This is a genomic window from Wandonia haliotis (assembly GCF_039523435.1).
Taxonomy (GTDB): Bacteria; Bacteroidota; Bacteroidia; order Flavobacteriales_D; family Crocinitomicaceae; genus Wandonia; species Wandonia haliotis.
Genome location: NZ_BAAAFH010000011.1, coordinates 317,423 through 335,384, shown reverse-complemented (window position 1 = coordinate 335,384; position 17,962 = coordinate 317,423). Strand labels below are relative to the sequence as shown.

Here is a 17,962-nt window from a genome sequence, read left to right as displayed (position 1 = left end):
ATTAGTCTTATTTACCATTCCACCAAAGAAAACACTATGAAAAAATAACTCCGCTGGCTACCAATTCATCCTTGTCATAAAAAGCAGCAAACTGACCGGGAGTAATCCCTCTTTGCAAACTTTTAAACAACACATAATACCCTTCCTCTTTCCGAAGCAAAACACCTTCTTGCAAAGCCTGTCTGTATCGTATACGAACTTTAAAATCAGCGGTATTACCTACATCAAAATGAAGAGAAGGTTTAATAGTATGAAAATCTTCATTTTTGATAAATAATGCCCACCTGTTTAACCCCGGATGATCATCTCCCTGCCCTGAGAAAACAATATTATTTTGTGTATCTGTAGCCAGAACAAAAGAGGGAAGAGGTCGCCCTCCGATATGTAAACCTTTTCGTTGTCCTATGGTATAAAAATGAGCCCCTTGATGTTCAGCGACTTTAACACCTTGTTCTTTTGAGAAAACAAACGGTTTACTCAGTTCCTCTACCTGCTCAAGAACAGGCGAAATAGACTGATAGCTAATCAATTGAGGCAAGTCGGCAGGGATCTCAATAACTTCTCCCGTTTTTACCTTCAATTGTTGTTGTAAAAACTCAGGAAGCGATATTTTCCCAACAAAACAAAGCCCCTGCGAATCTTTTTTCTCTGCCGTAATTAACCCTGCATCCTTTGCTATTTTTCGAACCTCTGATTTTTGTAAATCTCCAACCGGAAAAAGAGCTTTTGAAAGCTGATCCTGACTTAACTGACATAAAAAGTAACTCTGATCCTTTCCCGAATCCAGTCCGGACAACAAACCAAACGTTCCATCTTTGTGTTCAATTCTACGACAATAATGGCCTGTGGCCACATAATCAGCTCCCAGATCCATTGCTGCTTTAAGAAACACATCAAACTTTATCTCTCTATTGCACAATACATCAGGGTTTGGCGTCCGCCCCGACTCGTACTCCGCAAACATATAATCTACTATCCGTTCCTTGTATTCTTTACTCAAGTCAATTACCTGAAAGGGAATACCTAAATGCTGAGCTACCAGAAGCGCATCGTTTGAATCGTCAATCCACGGACAGTCATCTGAAAGGGTGACCGATTCGTCATGCCAGTTTCTCATAAACATTCCAATTACTTCATATCCCTGCTCTAACAGAAGATAAGCTGCAACACTGGAATCCACACCTCCTGACAATCCTACAACAACTCTTTTTTTCATAATCAGTTGCAAAATTAATCAAAAATGAAGTCTTGTGGTTAATTTGTCTGAATTACGGATGCATACTAAAAGAAGAACTCATTCAGTAGAAATAACATTTGATTACAAATGTGATATTATGCAAACTCTTTATACACAATCTTTTTAATTAACTAGCTACAAATGTAACAACTTATTTCTACTTAATGAAAAACCGTTTAATTACATTTGTAACCAATTCTTTTATCTTCGATTAACTATAATTAACAAATCAGATCGGTGCATTTTGTATCTTTGGCTCATGAGAAAATGGACAATACTACTCGTAACAACATTATTCAGCTCTTTTCTTAGCCAGGCGCAAAATTGTACTGAAGTAACCGTATCGGGACGGGTGGTTGATTCTTTACAACTTCCGGCATTTTATAATTTAATGATTATTAATAAATCATCAGGAAAAGGATATTTTGGACGTCCTGACGGGTCATTCACTTTTGCTGCTAATAATGGTGATTCCATTGTATTATCTATAACGGGTTATAAAAGCGTGGGATTTATAGTGAACGACAACCAGTATTGTACTATGCGTATTACCAAAACAATTGCTCAGTTATCCTATCAGTCTTCGGATGTAGTTGTAAAACCTATAAAAACACTGGATCAACTCAAAGAGGAACGCGAACGACTAGCTTTTAAAGAAACCCGTTCCATTACAGGAATAAATGTAATTCAAAGTCCAATTACAGCTCTTTATGAGCGCTTCAGTAAAAAAGAACGATCCAAGAGACTTGTTGCTGAAATGGAACATCAGGACAATATTAATTTAGTATTGCGTGAATTACTTCGTAATTATATTTCGTATGACATTATTGATTTGGATGAAGAAGAGTTTGTAGAATTTATCCAATTCCTTAATATTTCTGAAGAATTCCTGAAAACAGCATCTGATTATGATCTGATCCTGTTTATTAAAGATAAATTAGAACATTACAAATCCATCAACAACTTGGTCCCCAAGCATACGGAAGAAGAATATATTTATGAGGAAAAGTAACCTGTGATCAGGAAAGTTTGGGGTTGTTTTTGTGTCTTGTATGATCTCTGCCTGTTTTCTTTTCCAGGTTTTTGCGCATTGCACTTTCTAGATCGATTCCTGTTTGATTAGCAAGACAAATCAACACAAAAAGAACGTCGGCCAGTTCGTCACCCAAATCTTTATTTTTGTCACTTTCCTTTTCACTTTGTTCTCCGTAGCGGCGCGACATAATGCGCGCAACTTCTCCTACTTCCTCCATAAGAACTGCTGTATTGGTCAATTCGTCAAAATAGCGAACACCATACTCTTTTATCCAATCATCAACAATTTTCTGTGCTTCCTGAAGTGTCATAGTTATTTAACATCGTGTATTTCCAGATCAAAAATCAATATTGAATGGGCAGGTATTTCACTTTTTTCCTGCTGACCATATCCTAAATCAGGAGGGATAAATAATTGTGCTTTTGTACCAACATGCATATACAACATGGCTTCACGCCACCCATTAACCAGTCGTTTCAAGTCCAAATCTACAGGCTCTCCCAGCTGACTGTCAAAAGGCCTACCATTTGTCAGATACCCTTTATAGTTTACAGATATTATCGCATCATAAGGAATCTCCGGTCCATCTCCTTCTTTAATAATACGATAGTACAAACCGGATTCTGTTCGCACCACATCTTCAATTTTCTTTTCCTTCAGGTATTTTTGGATTTCCTGATCAAACAACGCTAGTTCTTCGTCCGAATAACCTGAGCAGGCAGTAAGCACAGATAGTATTATCAATGGTAAAAGTCTAAAGAGTCCCTTCATCTAAAACAAAATTGGTTGTACAGTGTATCCTTTCTTTTTCAGTAATTCAATAACTCCGTTTTCTCCGGCCAAATGGGCAGCTCCCACTGCAATAAACGCATTCTTTTCAGAGATGATTTTTTCAATTTCAGGAATCCATGCTTTGTTTCTATTCGTTAACAGGATATCCTCAAAATCCAATAACTCCTGAGAAGTTTCTTTCATAAAAACAGCCAGACTATCCAGATTACCTGCCCGGTATATTTTTTGCAGCTTCTCCGTTTCTTCCTCCATTTTATCTTTTTCCTCAAAATACTGAGTTATCATTGAACCCATACCGCTCTGAGGAATTTGGTCGAAAAATCCCAATTGTTGCTCTACAGTCTCCAGTCCGATGATCTCCATTTCGTTTTCCTTCGCAAGGTTCGTGAACGAAAGCTCAAAAGATTCTGTTTCTCCGGAGAATTGTTTTGATGTCACTAATTGCAATATGATAAAAGGTTTCATTCTTCCAAAAGCAAGGTCAAAGGCTTCTTTATTCATGTTCATTTCACTCTCCATGAAATCGTAAACAAGTTCCATTTGTTCTTCAGTGAAATAATCGTTGATCGATTCTCCTTCGGGTAATAACATCAGACTCATCGCTGAAGCATAATCAGGAAGAGCCCCTAATTCCATAACAAGAACATCTGACTTTTTGACCAAATTCTGGAGTTTCTCCGGAAAATAAAAGTATTCTTTATTTATAAGGTGCATTGTACCATACAGATAAGCATCCGTGGTCATTCCTTCTTTTTCAATTTTCCACAGAAGGGAGCTTTCAGGAGTGCCTTCCGCTTGTTTTTCTACTCCACAAGAAAACAGAAAGGGGAGTAGCATTGCTAATACAACAGGTAATCTATTCATTGTTTATTTTTTGGTCAGTTCGACAAGATAATGATAATCTTTATCATAAAGTAGCTCTACCGAAAAGCCTACTTTTTCAGCACAATCGCTCAACGTATGGAAATCAACATATAACCATTTAAACCAATCTCCCTGCGTTTCTTTATACTGCATCTGGAAATCATATTCGCCATAATATTCGGCGTTCAGATTTACCCAATATCCTCCTTCATCATCTTCATAGAGGTATCGCAAATCACTGGAATCACAAAGGACCTTTCCTTTCGGAGTGGTCAACTCATAAGCTTGTCGCAATGTAGGTTCAAGATTTTTCAGTTCTCCTCCGATACCGATTCCGTTCATAAGGAAAAGAAGTGTGTCGTATTGCTCTCCCTTCAGGTCAAAAAAGTCAATACAACGACTATTTAACTCCTGCGTAATGTGGTATTCAACCGCTCCTTTGGATAGTTCAATTAAAGAAACTTCCAGACCTTGTTGTTTTAACCATTTCGCATGACATCCCGCACCAGCTCCTACGTCCAGGATCTTTCCCGAACAACGCTTTAATGCGATTTGTTCCAGCTCCGGCATTTCTTCAAAATCCCGGAAGAGCAATTCTACTTCCATACTGTCGTCCTCACAAAGTTCTGAACGAACAATAATATCGGGTGTCGGACTACCTTTCACATAGTCGTGAATCGCGTGTCCGAAAGGATCTTTTTCAAACATGATTAAATTCTAGTAGTCGTATTCGTCGTAACTCTCAAAGCCTTCTGAAAAATCTTCGTCATCATACGAATCTATATCGTCAAACATATCTTCGTCGTCTTCACTAAATTCAGACTCCATCATAAAGTCTTCACTTTTGGAATTTTCATCAGGAGCATCACCAATGGATAAAGCTACATAGGGAGTCGTAACCTCCTCATTTGTTTCCTGCTGCAACTCAATAAGGAAAATCCACATTTTAAGGAAATCATGAACAAGTATAATTTTCTGATCAGCCTCTTCGACCATAGTCTCTAAAGCGGTCTGATTCATAAGAACCGTATCATTCTCCTCTTCGCCAAAAGACATATCCATCAGGGTAATTTCTTCCCCCTTATCCCAATCCTCATTACTCATGTAGAATGAGGCCATTTCTTCATTTTTAAATCCAAAAGCATCCAAAATAGTTCGATACAAATGCTCGAAGTTATCGGATTTAGCAATAACAATGTCTCGGAAGATTTCTTCTTCTTTATCACTGTCTAATAGAACTCTGAATTTATATGCGCTCATTTTTTGATAAAAAGTGCTACGAAAGTAGCAAGAATAATTTAATTCGCCTGTTTTGATATACTTCCCTGAACTTTCAGTCCTAATTCAGTCCCTTTCGCTAACATATATGCATAGGCCTGATCATATTCATTCGGAATTTCACCTTCCAGGATAGCCTCTTTAATAGCTGCTTTTATTGTTCCTATTTCAGAGCAGGGACCAATACCAAAAGTTTTCATAATTATATCACCCGTGACAGGTGGTTGAAAGTTTCGGATACGATCTTTCTCTTCTACGGCATGTAATTTCTCCTTAACAATCGTAAAGTTCTTTTTGTAGCGTTTTACTTTAAACTCATTCTTGGAAGTAATATCCGCATTGCAAAGCGTCATCAGATCATCTATATCATCTCCGGCCTCAAATAACAATCGGCGAACAGCTGAATCTGTAACATTGCCTTTAACAAGAGAAATAGGGCGTAAATGCAAGCGAACCAATTTCTGGACGTACTTCATTTTGTGATCCAATGGTAGTTTCAACCGGGAAAAGATCCGAGGAACCCATCTTGCACCAAGATCTTCATGTCCGTGAAAGGTCCATCCTGCCTGTTCATCGAAACGTTTGGTGGGAGGTTTGGCAATATCGTGCATAATCGCTGCCCATCGCAACCAAAGGTTATCTGTATTTTCAGAGATATTATCCAACACCTCTAGTGTATGATAGAAATTATCTTTATGCGAATGTCCGTTAATGGTTTCAACTCCCTGTAAAGCCGTCATTTCCGGAAAGAACCGATGCAATAATCCCGTTGAGAATAATAATTGAAATCCACGGGATGGAACAGGGCAGAGGATGATCTTATTCAACTCATCCATAATACGCTCTTTCGAAATGATATCCAATCTTTCGGCGTTCTCTTTAATGGCTTTTAGGCTCGCTGTCTCTATTTTAAAATCCAGCTGCGTTGCAAACCGAATTGCACGCATCATCCGAAGAGGGTCATCCGAATACGTAATTCCCGGATCCAAAGGAGTACGAATAATTCCTTTGTCAAGATCTTCAATCCCTCCGAAGGGATCAACTAATTCTCCGAAATGGTCAGGATGAAGATTAATCGCCATTGCATTAATGGTAAAATCTCTCCGGTTCTGATCGTCTTCAAGTGTACCGTCTTCTACAATCGGTTTCCTGGAATCCCGCTGGTACGATTCTTTACGGGCTCCTACAAATTCGACATCCAGATCTTTGTATATGAATTGGGCCGTGCCAAAGTTTTTAAAGTAGTTGACTTTTTTGACCCGGAGTTTTTCACCAGCCATTCTGGCCAGTTCAAGTCCGTTTCCGACAACGACAATATCAATATCTTTTGACGGACGGTCCAAAAGAAGATCGCGTACATATCCGCCGATTACATAACAGGACAAATTATTTTCTCCCGCTATTTGCGAAACCACCTTAAATACAGGGTGTTTTAGGTATGGTGAAAAATTGTTTTCCATAAATGGGGGTGCAAATATACAAAGACATTAACGTCTTATCAATTCGATTTCCCCGTTTTTACCGATTTTAATAATTTTTGAAGGTGTTTCGGATGATTTAAAGTTCGGATTATTCAGTGTAAAATCTATCTGTCGAACAATATTTTCATCTACACTTTCAATATCGGTTGGGAAAGGTTTTCCTGAAATATTGGCAGAAGTAGATAAAATCGGTCTTCGTAAAGTCTGAATCAATTTTTTGCAAAACGGATCTTGCGTTACTCTGATTCCTATGGAACCATCCTGTCCCGTAACAAGCGAAGAAAGCCCTTGCGAAGTAGGGTAAATAATTGTTAAAGGATCAATGGCTGTGTCAATCAAATCATAACAGATTTCAGGGAATTCCGGCACAAACCTCTCTAACATAGGAACACTGTCTACCAGCAAAATAAAACTCTTTGATTCATCTCTTTGTTTAATAACCATCACTTTTTTCACAGCTTCGCTATTCGACGGATCACACCCCAATCCCCAAATGGTGTCTGTCGGATAAAGAATTACTCCCCCGGACCTGATAACTTCGGTCGCTTTCAAAAAGTCACTCATAATTGATTTTTTTACAAATTTATTTATGAAAGCAGTACAACAAAAAGAAATCATGTAATTTAACTATCTTTGCCACCAAATTTTTCAGAAAATGGCATTAAAATGTGGTATCGTAGGATTGCCTAATGTCGGTAAATCCACTCTTTTTAACTGTTTATCCAATTCAAAAGCGCAATCGGCAAACTTTCCGTTTTGTACAATAGAGCCGAATGTCGGGACTATTTCTGTTCCTGACAACCGCCTGGTTGAGCTCGAAAAGCTAGTCAACCCGGAACGCGTTATCCCAACAACTATGGAAATAGTGGATATTGCCGGACTGGTTAAAGGAGCTTCTAAAGGAGAGGGACTTGGGAATCAGTTTTTAGCCAATATCCGTGAAACAGATGCCATTATCCATGTTCTTCGTTGTTTTCAGGATGACAATATTGTGCACGTAGACGGTTCTGTCGATCCTATTCGTGATAAGGAGGTTATTGACACTGAATTACAACTGAAAGACCTTGAAACCATAGAAAAACGTATTCAGGCGTTGTCGAGAGTTGTTAAGTCAGGAGACAAGGATGCCGTAAAATCAATGGCACTGGCTGAACGAATCAAAGCTCACCTGGAGCAAGGAAAGAATATTCGGGGAATGGAGTTTGAGGAGACTGAAGAACCTTTTGTAAGGGAGTTTCAATTGATCACTTCCAAACCTGTTCTTTATTTGTGTAATGTCGACGAATCTTCTGTGAAAACAGGTAATGAATTTGTTGAAAAAGTAAAAGAAGCAGTTAAAGACGAACACGCTGAAGTACTGGTGATCGGAGCCAAAATTGAAGCGGATATAACTGAACTTGATACATACGAAGAGCGCAAAATGTTCCTGGATGAACTGAGACTTGAAGAGCCAGGGGTAAATCGTCTGATTCGCTCAGCATATAAACTATTGGATCTACAAACGTATTTTACCGCTGGAGTAAAAGAAGTTAGAGCCTGGACGATTAAAAAAGGCTGGACAGCTCCACAGGCTGCCGGCGTAATCCATACGGATTTTGAAAAAGGGTTTATTCGTGCTGAAGTAATGAAATATGATGACTTCATTGAGCTGGGGTCTGAAGCCAAAGTCAAAGAAGTAGGAAAAATGAAAGTAGAAGGGAAAGAGTATATTGTTCATGACGGAGATATCATGCACTTCCGATTCAATGTATAAGTAAAATTCTTTTCTCTGAAGAAAATAGTTGCGGGCTGAAATTATCAGCCCGTTTTTTATTTACACCTCTCCCAAACTACTGATTTTCAATATTGATTCTATACCATCATTTTTTTTCACTGGATGTTCATTCAAATCATTTTTTTTCTATTTTCGCTCGCCAAAAAATTCGTCCCAATCGGCTGAAATAAAGACGGTTTGAGGCATGTTGTTTGAGTGTGTTATTACTAATACGTGAGACATGTATGGAACTGATCTTAATCCGTTGTATGAGGAAATCATATCGGGATTAATAAATGAGAATTTCGCTGTATTTGACGGTTTTTTTGATGAAAATATGCTGGAAGCACTGACTTCCAGATTAGAATATCATCTGGAAGAAGAACGGCTGCGTACAGCAGGAATTGGAAACAAAGAACTGGTAAGTATCGATAAACAGATCCGATCAGATAAAATTCTCTGGTTAAAAGACCATCCGGAACACCCTGTAGAGAAAGAATTTATGGATGGTGTAGCTGCTTTTAGTGAGTATATGAACCGAACTTGTTTTGCCGGAATACAGGGAGGTGAATTTCACTATGCATGTTATGAAGAAGGAGCCTTTTATAAACGTCACATTGACCGGTTTATGAATGACAATTCCCGCAAGTATTCCATCATAACTTATCTGAATAAGGATTGGCAACCCGAAGACGGGGGAGAGTTGGTTCTCTATCTGGAAGACAGAACACTATTATTGCGCCCTGAATTCGGAAAAACAATTCTTTTTAAATCCGACTTAATCGAACATGAAGTGTTGCCCGCCAAACGCAGAAGATTAAGTATTACAGGGTGGTTAAAGTAAGTAGTTCAACTCTTTTATTAACAAGTTTCTCGTCTGAGTTGTTAATAAATTAATCCACAAATAACATTGTTTCGAATAAGTTTTTTCTACTTTGGTCTAAACTAAAAACAATTTATTATGAATGTAAACGAACTTATTGCTGTCTTGGCAGCGTATGGATTATTTGTCCTTGGACTGGCAGTATTCCAAATTATTGTTATGTGGAAATTATTTACAAAAGCAGGGCAACCTGGTTGGGCAGCTATCATTCCAATCTATAATTTAATTGTATTTATTCAAATAGCAAAAAAACCTACATGGTGGGCTATCTGGTTCTTCGCTCCTCTTTTATTAGGTTTACTTGCGGGTGTACTTCCTCCGTTTTTATTCTTAATTCTTAATTTGGTAGCAGTAGTCGGACTAATCGTTTTTGCTATTCTTCTACAAGTTGGAATTGCAAAAGCTTTTGGTCAAGGTGCCGGTTTCGCTGTTGGCTTAATATTTTTCAACCTTATTTTTATGGCTATTCTGGCATTTGGAAATTACCAATACGAAGACCAGAACTCAGACGAAGCAATTCTGGCATAAATATTATATCAACTTTTTTTTGAAAAGCTCCCTGACCGGGAGCTTTTTTAGTTTCTACCCAAGAAGTTTCGAAAAACAGGGGTGAGTTTTCAACAATTTGCCTGAACCATCCGGCAGAGACGAGTATTTTTCCTACTTTTATTCGGGCTACCTTCCGCGGTGGATGGACCTTGGTTTTACTTGTTTTACCTTTATTCTATTTCGATGAAAAAAGTATTGATCTTTCTACTTTTACCACTATTACTGATTACATGTGGTAAAGAAGTTTCACTTGAAGAGTTTAATTCGGATCCTTCCCTTTTTGGAGAATATATTTCGGATTATACTTCCGGACTCATTTCCAAAAAGTCAGATATCTATGTTGTCCTGGCATTTGAGAATACCGACTGGAAACCTCAGGAAGAACTTAGTAGCTCCCTTTTTGACATCACTCCGTCAACAGATGGAAAGGTAGTGGCTCTATCGACTAATTCGATTGCTTTTATTCCTGAAAAGGATCTCGAGCAGGATACTGAATACCGGATCACTTTTCATCTATCAGAGGTAACAGAAGTACCTTCGGAATTAAGCGAATTCAACTTTTCATTTAAGACCTTTAAACAAGATTTTGTAGTCGAAACACTCGATTTGCAATCGTATAGTAAAGATTGGCAGTACCTTAACGGGATTCTTACTACAAGTGATGATATGGACTTTGAAGAAGCTCAACAACTTATTTCTGCTTCTCAAGGTGATCGAAACGTACAGGTAAAACTGGATAAGCAAATGTCTTCAACACGTGAATTCCCTTTTGTTATCGACAGCATTAAACGGGAAGTGAAAGACAGCTACCTGACTATTAAATGGGATGGAACAGAATTAGGTCTTGACCAAAAAGGGGAGCAACGTTTTGAAATTCCGGGTAAAGAGAATTTTAAAATCATCCAGATGGAAGTAATTGACGAAGGAGAGCAAATGCTTCATATCAATTTTTCAGATCCTATTCGAAAAGGACAAAATTTAAAGGGGCTTATTCAGGTTGAAACAGCGTCAAATCTCCGTTTTAAGACAGAAGGAAACATTTTGAAAGTACTTTTTAATGATATTCTTGATGGTGAATTACTCGTTGAAGTTTTTCAGGGGATTCAAAGTGAAGAAGGCTATAAAATGAAGAAAAACCATAGTGAAAAAGTATCTTTCAGTCAATTGAAGCCCAATATCAGATTCACCAGGAATGGTTCAATTTTACCGGGATCCGCTGCTCTGAAAGTTAATTTTGAAGCTGTAAACCTGAAAAAAGTAGATGTTAAAGTCTATAAAATTTTCACCAACAACATTTTACAATTCTTACAAGAGAATGAATTAAACGGGACACGAAACCTGAGAAGAGTTGCCGCTCCGGTAGCTGAAAAAACAATAGAACTGGCTGAAAAAAATAGCCGGGCAGCAAAACGTTGGACCAACTACGCCATTGATCTCTCCACCTTCATTCAACCCGATCCGGGAGCAATCTACCGTGTCGAAATAGGTTTTAAACGTTCTTATTCGCTTTACAGTTGCGACATTGCGTATAACGGAGAAGATGAAGAAACCAGTGAGCATAATCCGTATGATGTTCGTTCCGTTGATGAGTATGATTACTACGACTATTACTGGTATGACAATTATGAATACCTTAATAAAAAAGATCCGTGTGAAGCTTCTTATTACAGGCGCAGCCCGATTGGCATGAATATCCTGGCTTCTGATCTTGGTGTCATCGCTAAAAGAGGTGAAAACGGAAGTTACTTTTTTGCCGTTAACAATATCATTTCTTCCGAACCGGTGTCAGGTGCTAAAATTGAGTTGTTTACGTATCAGCAACAATTAATCACGACATTAACGACAGATTCAGAAGGTTTTGCATCAGGAAAAGCAAATAAGTATGCCTATTTTGCTGTTGTCAAAAAAGATAAAAGTACAACCTATCTGAAATTAGACGAAGGGTATGCGAACTCTGTCAGTAATTTTAATGTTTCCGGTAAAAAACTCCAGAAAGGATTAAAAGGATATGTCTATGGTGAACGAGGTGTATGGCGTCCAGGTGATACACTTTTCATCGGATTTATGTTGAATGATACGGAGAATCCTATTGGAAAAAACCATCCGATCAAGTTTAAGTTGCGAGATCCTAACGGAAAAATTGTATACCAGGAAGTTCAAAATTCAACAAAGGAACATCACTATACATTTGTGATTCCTACAGATGAAAATGCGACCACCGGGAACTGGGAATCTGTTGTTAGTGTTGGAGGGGCACATTTCTATAAACGAATAAAAATAGAGACGATAAAACCCAACCGACTAAAAATTAACAACAGGTTAGACAGTGATGTAATTTCTGCGCGGACCACCAACAAAGGAACTGTACAGGTTAACTGGTTACATGGTGCAATTGCGAAAAATCTGAAGCTGGACATGTCAGCCAAATTTTCTGCACAAACCACAAAGTTCAAAAACTATGATAATTTCATTTTTGATGATCCGGTTCGAAGTTTTGAAACGGAAGAAGTTTCACTTTATTCCGGATCCTTGAATGACTTAGGAGTAGCATCTTATTCCATTCGTCCTCAGGTTGAAAATGAAGCTCCCGGAATGTTAAAAGCTGTTGTAATGACAAAAGCCTATGAAAATGGGGGAGATTTCAGTACAGATGTAATGACGGTTGATTACTCTCCGTATTCAACGTATGTCGGACTTCAAACTCCGGAACCGAATAAATACGGACTTTTGGAAACCGGAAAGAAAAATCAGTTTACTGTTGTTACGGTTGATGAAAAAGGTCGTCCAAAAGCGGTTAATGAGCTTCAGGTAAAGATCTGGAAAATCAGTTGGAGATGGTGGTGGGATGCCAGCTATGAAAACTTGTCACATTATACTTCTTCGTATGGAAGAACACCGGTAGAAAACTATCATATTTCAACAAACTCTTCAGGAAAGGCATCTTTTAGTTTTAAAGCAGAAGATGACGACTGGGGACGTTATCTGGTACGAGTGTATGATCCTTCGGGGGGACATGCTGCCGGAACAACCGTTCTTATTGATTGGCCTTACTGGTCCGGTAAGTCAAAAAATGATGGATCTGATAATGCAACGATGCTCGTGTTCAATACAGATAAGGAAAAGTACGATGTCGGCGAAAAAGCAGCGATTTCTTTCCCTTCCAGCCAGGGAGGACGAGCTTTGGTTTCTCTTGAAAACGGATCAAAAGTTGTACAGACTTTCTGGGTTTCTACGCAAAAAGGAGAAACGAAGTTCGAATTACCTATAACACAGGAAATGGCTCCGAATGTTTTTGTTCATATTACTTCACTTCAACCACATAGCACAACCAAAAATGACGCTCCGATCCGTATGTATGGGGTCATACCTATTGAGGTAGTCGATCGCTCAACAGTGCTCGAACCACAAATAAAAATGCCGGACGTATTGCAACCGGAAGAGAATTTTACAGTTGAAGTAAACGAGAAAAACGGTAAACCAATGACGTATACACTGGCGGTTGTCGATGAAGGCTTATTGGATTTGACCCGTTTTAAAACACCGGATGCCTGGAAAGAGTTTTACGCAAGAGAAGCTTTAGGTGTAAGAACCTGGGATATGTACAATGAAGTAATCGGAGCTTTCGGAGGAAAAATAGAGCAAATCTTCTCTATCGGTGGTGACGAAGACCTGAGCGGTGCAAAAGCGAAAAAGGCAAATCGCTTTAAACCCGTTGTGATGTATTATGGTCCTTTCACTTTACAACCCGGTAAGAGTAAAAAACATACCATTAAGATGCCATATTACATAGGTAGTGTGCGAACAATGGTTGTAGCCGGTAATCTCGAGAATGAATCCTACGGATCAGCCGAAAAAGCAACACCTGTCCGGAAACCGTTGATGGTACTGGCTTCGCTACCCCGGAAATTATCTCCTACAGAAAAGATTAAACTTCCGATTACTGTATTTGCTATGGAAAGCAAAGTGAAAAATGTTTCTATCCAGATTAAAACCAACAATGCAATTCGTGTGATCGGATCAGATAAACAAACCTTAACCTTCTCTTCTCCAGATGAAAAAATGGCTTATTTTGATCTGGAAGTCAATCCGGTTGAGGGAATCGGAAAAGTCCAGGTTTTAGCTACTTCGGGGAGTGAAAAAGCTTATTACGAGGTGGAATTAGATATTTTCAATCCTAATCCGGTGACCTTTGAAACGTATGATGCTGTAATCAATGCATCCGGTAGTGAGAACATTGACTTTTCTACTTTTGGAGTAGCAGGAACCAATGAAGCATGGCTGGAAGTCTCTTCTTTCCCGGCTATTGATCTTAGTCGACGTCTTGATTATCTGATCCGTTATCCACATGGATGTCTGGAACAGACTACATCGACTGTTTTCCCACAGTTGTATCTGGAGGAAATTACTGAATTGACATCTTCGGAGAAGTTCAAAATCAAGAATAATATCTTAAATGGAATTCGAAAACTTTCTTCGTTCCAACTTTCAAACGGTGGTTTTGCATATTGGCAGGGGCAACAGCAAGCTGATGAATGGGCAACATCTTATGTCGGACACTTCCTTCTCGAAGCAGAGAAAAAAGGATATGTACTGCCTGTCAATTTAAAATCCTCATGGATAGCTTATCAGCAGAAAGCTGCCCGAGAGTGGCGTTTCTCGACTATTTATGGAAATGACTTTGAGCAGGCTTATCGTTTATTCACATTAGCATTGGCAGGAAAACCGGATCTGGCTTCTATGAACCGATTGAAATCCACTACCGGTTTGTCTTCTGTTTCCCGATTGCGACTCGCTGCTACGTATGCTTTAGCCGGACAGAAAAACGCAGCTCAACAACTGGTTAAATCAAGTCAGCTGGAAGATCTGAAAACCAGAGGATATAGTTACTACGGTTCTATCGACAGGAATCGAGCAATGCTTCTCGAAACTCTAGTATTAACAGGCGATCAATATCAGGCTAAAAAGCAAGCAGAAAAACTGGCACAACAGCTTTCTTCCGACAAATGGATGAGTACACAAACCACTGCTTACGCATTATATGCTATTGCCCGTTTTGCCTCCATAAGTGGTGAGTCTGGGGTTAAAGGGAGTGTCTCAGTAAACGGTAAAACAACTTCTTTCCAATCTTCTAAATCATTAGTGCGAGAGAAAATTGACATCAAAACAGGAAGTAATACTGTGAAGGTGAAAAACAGTGGAGGAAATACGCTCTATACAAGAGTATTATCCTCTGGTCGTCTTCCAGTAGGAGAAGAGAAGAGTTTTAGTAATAATCTTAGTTTACAGGTTGTTTACCGCACAAAGAGTGGTTCTCCGGTTACCTTAGGTCAAATTAGTCAGGGGAGTGAGATTGAAGCAGAAATACAGATTCAAAACACTTCATCCGAAAGAATAGAGAATGTAGCTTTGACGCATATCATTCCTTCCGGGTTTGAAATTATCAATATGCGCTATACTGATTATGGTTCTTCAGGTAACTCGAAAGCAGATCATATTGATATTCGTGATGATCGCTCCAACTTTTACTTTAGTCTGAAAGGTGGTGAGCGAAAAGTATTTACGGTACGCTTAAATGCTTCATACACCGGAAGATACTACCTGCCAGGTGCGCAAGCTGAGGCTATGTATAATAATGATTATCGCGTAAGAACAACCGGTGAATGGGTGGACATATCGAAATAGTCTGTAATGAATATGATCCGGGGGGCTTGTGGTAACTTCTTGCTGTATTGGTGGAAAAAGGTTAAAAGAAATCCGATAAAGACGATAGTAATCGTTTATCTTGCTGGTTGGTATTATTGGTTTCTTCCCGATTCTCTTTTTCACGATCCTTACTCGGTAGTCGTTGAAAGCAGGGATGGTTATCTTCTGGGTGCAAAAATTGCAGAAGACGGACAATGGCGTTTTCCTGAGGTGGATTCTGTTCCTGAAAAATACAAACACTGTGTATTGACCTTCGAGGATCAGTATTTTTATCAACACCCTGGCATTAACCCGGTTTCTATCGTCAATGCTCTTTTTGACAATATGAAATCAGGTAGAGTGGTTCGCGGAGGAAGTACAATTACTCAGCAGGTTGTCAGGTTGGCACGAAAAGGGCAGGAGAGAAGCTATGGAGAAAAATTCATAGAAATGATCTGGGCAACGCGTATGGAATTTCGCTATACAAAAGATGAAATTCTACGTATGTATGCTTCTCATGCTCCTTTCGGAGGCAATGTAGTCGGAATAGAAATGGCATCCTGGCGCTACTTTGGCGTTGCTCCACACCAATTATCATGGGCAGAAGCTGCAACACTGGCTGTACTTCCCAATGCTCCTTCGTTGATTTATCCGGGTAAAAATCAGGATAAACTGCGTGTAAAACGAAATAAACTCCTCTCACGATTAAAAACAAATGATCTGATTGATGAAATGACGTATCAATTAGCAATCAGTGAACCACTTCCGTCAAAACCGTTTCCGTTACCCGATTTCTCCAAACATCTGGTAGAGAGAGTTGCGAGTCAATCGGATTCACCTCGTTTCACTTCTACTATTGATTACGCGCTTCAACAACGACTTTCTCAGATTACCGCCAACTTCCACAGTATTTATAGCCAAAACGAAGTACACAATATGGCTATTCTTGTAGTGGAAGTTGACACCCGAAATGTGATCGGGTACATTGGAAACACTCCTACAGATAATGAACACGGAAAAGACGTGGATATTATCCCGGCACCAAGAAGTACGGGAAGTGTACTTAAACCTTTATTGTTTGCAGAAATGTTGAATGAAGGTATGCTATTGCCTGATATGTTACTCCCCGATATTCCTACACAAATATCAGGCTTTACTCCCCAAAACTTCAATTCCACATACGACGGAGCTGTGCCTGCAAGGGATGCCTTGTCCCGGTCTTTAAATATTCCGGCAGTACTGTCTCTTCAAAAATATGGTGTGAACTCATTCTATGAAGATCTCCGTTTTTATGGACAAGGATTTATTAACAAACATCCGGGACATTATGGATTATCCCTGATTCTCGGAGGTGCAGAAAGTTCGCTTTGGGATTTATGTAAGGTATACGCCAACTATGCATCTACACTGAATTATTATTCCCAAAATGAGCAGCGTTACCGCCGAGGTGAATTTCAGGAACTTTCTCTATCTGCAGAAGATCAAAAAGATTTCGGTACAATCTCACTTCAACCAACAAAAGTTGATGCCGGTTCTGTATACGAAACATTCAAAGCGATGCAGGAAGTCAACCGTACGGCAGAAGATGAAGCCTGGAAATTTTATAGTTCCTCCAGGAAAATCTCCTGGAAGACAGGTACAAGTTTCGGAAACCGGGATGCCTGGGCGATAGGTGTGTCTCCCGATTATGTTGTGGGTGTTTGGGTAGGCAATGCTAATGGTGAAGGGAGGCCTCAACTGACAGGAGTTGGTTATGCTTCTCCGATATTATTTGATGTGTTTAATCTGCTACCGGTCTCTCAACCATTTAGACGCCCCGAAACAGGCATGTTACTTAGTGAAATCTGTACAAAAAGTGGATTTCTGGCCGGACCGAATTGTGCGTCTGAATTGAAGTGGATTCCCAAACGGGGAGAAGAGACCGAGGTTTGCCCTTACCATCATACCATAACTGTTGATCGGAATGAGGAATACAGAATTAATACCAGTTGTGCGTCTCCGGAAGAGATAAAAACAATCCCCTGGTTTACATTACCACCTGTGATGGAATTTTATTTTAAAAAACGAAATGCTTTCTATAAGATCTTACCTCCTTTTAGAGAAGGGTGTTCACAGGATGAATCAGGCATCGCTTTTATATATCCCAGAGATAAGTCTATTATTTATCTGACGAAAGATTTTTACGGAAATGTTCAACCAATGCTCGCGAAAGTTGCGCATAGGAACTCTGATAAAACCTTGTTCTGGTACTTGAATGACACCTATTTAGGAGAGACAAAACACATTCATGAAATGCCCATTATTGGGGAAAGCGGTGATTATCGACTAACCGTAGTTGACGAAAACGGAAGAGAGCGAATGTTACAGCTTTCTCTGGTGAACGAAAACCAGATAGATGACTAGTAGT

14 protein-coding genes are annotated in these 17,962 nt (G+C 39.2%); 6 read left to right on the top strand and 8 right to left on the bottom strand.

Going from position 1 to position 17,962, the window contains the following annotated elements; all coding sequences use genetic code 11:
- Positions 1-34: 34 nt before the first annotated feature.
- Positions 35-1,216, bottom strand: a complete 1,182-nt coding sequence (gene mnmA, locus ABDZ97_RS09635; protein WP_343786996.1) for a tRNA 2-thiouridine(34) synthase MnmA — start codon at positions 1,214-1,216, stop codon at positions 35-37.
- A 280-nt stretch (positions 1,217-1,496) separates the two neighbouring features.
- On the opposite strand from mnmA, the gene ABDZ97_RS09630 reads away from it, so the two are divergent.
- Complete coding sequence (locus ABDZ97_RS09630; RefSeq protein WP_343786994.1) at positions 1,497-2,249, top strand: hypothetical protein; 753 nt, start codon at positions 1,497-1,499, stop codon at positions 2,247-2,249.
- Between the two features lie 7 nt (positions 2,250-2,256).
- On the opposite strand, the gene ABDZ97_RS09625 is transcribed toward ABDZ97_RS09630, so the two are convergent.
- Genes ABDZ97_RS09625 through ABDZ97_RS09595 form a run of 7 tightly spaced genes read right to left on the bottom strand, consistent with a single transcriptional unit; the run spans position 2,257 to position 7,252 of the window.
- A complete protein-coding gene (locus ABDZ97_RS09625) occupies positions 2,257-2,583 on the bottom strand; it encodes a nucleotide pyrophosphohydrolase (RefSeq protein ID WP_343786992.1) in 327 nt (108 codons plus the stop codon).
- 2 nt (positions 2,584-2,585) lie between these two features.
- Positions 2,586-3,044: an FKBP-type peptidyl-prolyl cis-trans isomerase gene (locus ABDZ97_RS09620; protein ID WP_343786990.1), complete on the bottom strand. Its 459-nt coding sequence runs from the start codon at positions 3,042-3,044 to the stop codon at positions 2,586-2,588.
- Entirely contained in the window at positions 3,045-3,929 is an 885-nt protein-coding gene (locus tag ABDZ97_RS09615) for a TraB/GumN family protein (protein ID WP_343786988.1), read from the bottom strand.
- A gap of 3 nt (positions 3,930-3,932) precedes the next feature.
- Positions 3,933-4,637 carry a class I SAM-dependent methyltransferase gene (locus ABDZ97_RS09610; protein WP_343786986.1) on the bottom strand — a complete coding sequence of 235 codons (705 nt, stop codon included), beginning with the start codon at positions 4,635-4,637 and terminating at the stop codon, positions 3,933-3,935.
- A 9-nt stretch (positions 4,638-4,646) separates the two neighbouring features.
- Positions 4,647-5,189, bottom strand: a complete 543-nt coding sequence (locus tag ABDZ97_RS09605; RefSeq protein WP_343786984.1) for an IS1096 element passenger TnpR family protein — start codon at positions 5,187-5,189, stop codon at positions 4,647-4,649.
- Between the two features lie 38 nt (positions 5,190-5,227).
- Entirely contained in the window at positions 5,228-6,667 is a 1,440-nt protein-coding gene (locus ABDZ97_RS09600) for a CCA tRNA nucleotidyltransferase (protein ID WP_343786982.1), read from the bottom strand.
- A 27-nt stretch (positions 6,668-6,694) separates the two neighbouring features.
- Positions 6,695-7,252, bottom strand: coding sequence for an L-threonylcarbamoyladenylate synthase (locus ABDZ97_RS09595; RefSeq protein ID WP_343786980.1), 558 nt, complete (start codon positions 7,250-7,252; stop codon positions 6,695-6,697).
- Between the two features lie 91 nt (positions 7,253-7,343).
- Here ABDZ97_RS09595 and ychF point away from each other — a divergent pair, with 91 nt between their 5' ends.
- From ychF to pbpC, 5 genes are all read left to right on the top strand, one after another.
- Positions 7,344-8,441, top strand: coding sequence for a redox-regulated ATPase YchF (gene ychF / locus ABDZ97_RS09590; protein WP_343786978.1), 1,098 nt, complete (start codon positions 7,344-7,346; stop codon positions 8,439-8,441).
- Between the two features lie 241 nt (positions 8,442-8,682).
- Entirely contained in the window at positions 8,683-9,285 is a 603-nt protein-coding gene (locus tag ABDZ97_RS09585; RefSeq protein ID WP_343786976.1) for a 2OG-Fe(II) oxygenase, read from the top strand.
- Between the two features lie 117 nt (positions 9,286-9,402).
- Positions 9,403-9,852: a DUF5684 domain-containing protein gene (locus ABDZ97_RS09580; protein WP_343786974.1), complete on the top strand. Its 450-nt coding sequence runs from the start codon at positions 9,403-9,405 to the stop codon at positions 9,850-9,852.
- 204 nt (positions 9,853-10,056) lie between these two features.
- Complete coding sequence (locus tag ABDZ97_RS09575; protein WP_343786972.1) at positions 10,057-15,555, top strand: alpha-2-macroglobulin family protein; 5,499 nt, start codon at positions 10,057-10,059, stop codon at positions 15,553-15,555.
- A 6-nt stretch (positions 15,556-15,561) separates the two neighbouring features.
- Positions 15,562-17,958 carry a penicillin-binding protein 1C gene (pbpC, locus tag ABDZ97_RS09570; protein ID WP_343786970.1) on the top strand — a complete coding sequence of 799 codons (2,397 nt, stop codon included), beginning with the start codon at positions 15,562-15,564 and terminating at the stop codon, positions 17,956-17,958.
- The last annotated feature ends 4 nt before the right edge of the window (positions 17,959-17,962 follow it).

Coding starts and splice junctions, on each gene's coding strand:
- ABDZ97_RS09600 (WP_343786982.1), bottom strand. CDS start 6,667: ATGGAAAACAATTTTTCACCATACCTAAAACACCCTGTATTTAAGGTG.
- ABDZ97_RS09585 (WP_343786976.1), top strand. CDS start 8,683: ATGTATGGAACTGATCTTAATCCGTTGTATGAGGAAATCATATCGGGA.
- ABDZ97_RS09630 (WP_343786994.1), top strand. CDS start 1,497: ATGAGAAAATGGACAATACTACTCGTAACAACATTATTCAGCTCTTTT.
- ABDZ97_RS09595 (WP_343786980.1), bottom strand. CDS start 7,252: ATGAGTGACTTTTTGAAAGCGACCGAAGTTATCAGGTCCGGGGGAGTA.
- ABDZ97_RS09580 (WP_343786974.1), top strand. CDS start 9,403: ATGAATGTAAACGAACTTATTGCTGTCTTGGCAGCGTATGGATTATTT.
- ABDZ97_RS09620 (WP_343786990.1), bottom strand. CDS start 3,044: ATGAAGGGACTCTTTAGACTTTTACCATTGATAATACTATCTGTGCTT.
- ABDZ97_RS09610 (WP_343786986.1), bottom strand. CDS start 4,637: ATGTTTGAAAAAGATCCTTTCGGACACGCGATTCACGACTATGTGAAA.
- pbpC (WP_343786970.1), top strand. CDS start 15,562: ATGAATATGATCCGGGGGGCTTGTGGTAACTTCTTGCTGTATTGGTGG.
- ychF (WP_343786978.1), top strand. CDS start 7,344: ATGGCATTAAAATGTGGTATCGTAGGATTGCCTAATGTCGGTAAATCC.
- ABDZ97_RS09575 (WP_343786972.1), top strand. CDS start 10,057: ATGAAAAAAGTATTGATCTTTCTACTTTTACCACTATTACTGATTACA.
- ABDZ97_RS09605 (WP_343786984.1), bottom strand. CDS start 5,189: ATGAGCGCATATAAATTCAGAGTTCTATTAGACAGTGATAAAGAAGAA.
- mnmA (WP_343786996.1), bottom strand. CDS start 1,216: ATGAAAAAAAGAGTTGTTGTAGGATTGTCAGGAGGTGTGGATTCCAGT.
- ABDZ97_RS09615 (WP_343786988.1), bottom strand. CDS start 3,929: ATGAATAGATTACCTGTTGTATTAGCAATGCTACTCCCCTTTCTGTTT.
- ABDZ97_RS09625 (WP_343786992.1), bottom strand. CDS start 2,583: ATGACACTTCAGGAAGCACAGAAAATTGTTGATGATTGGATAAAAGAG.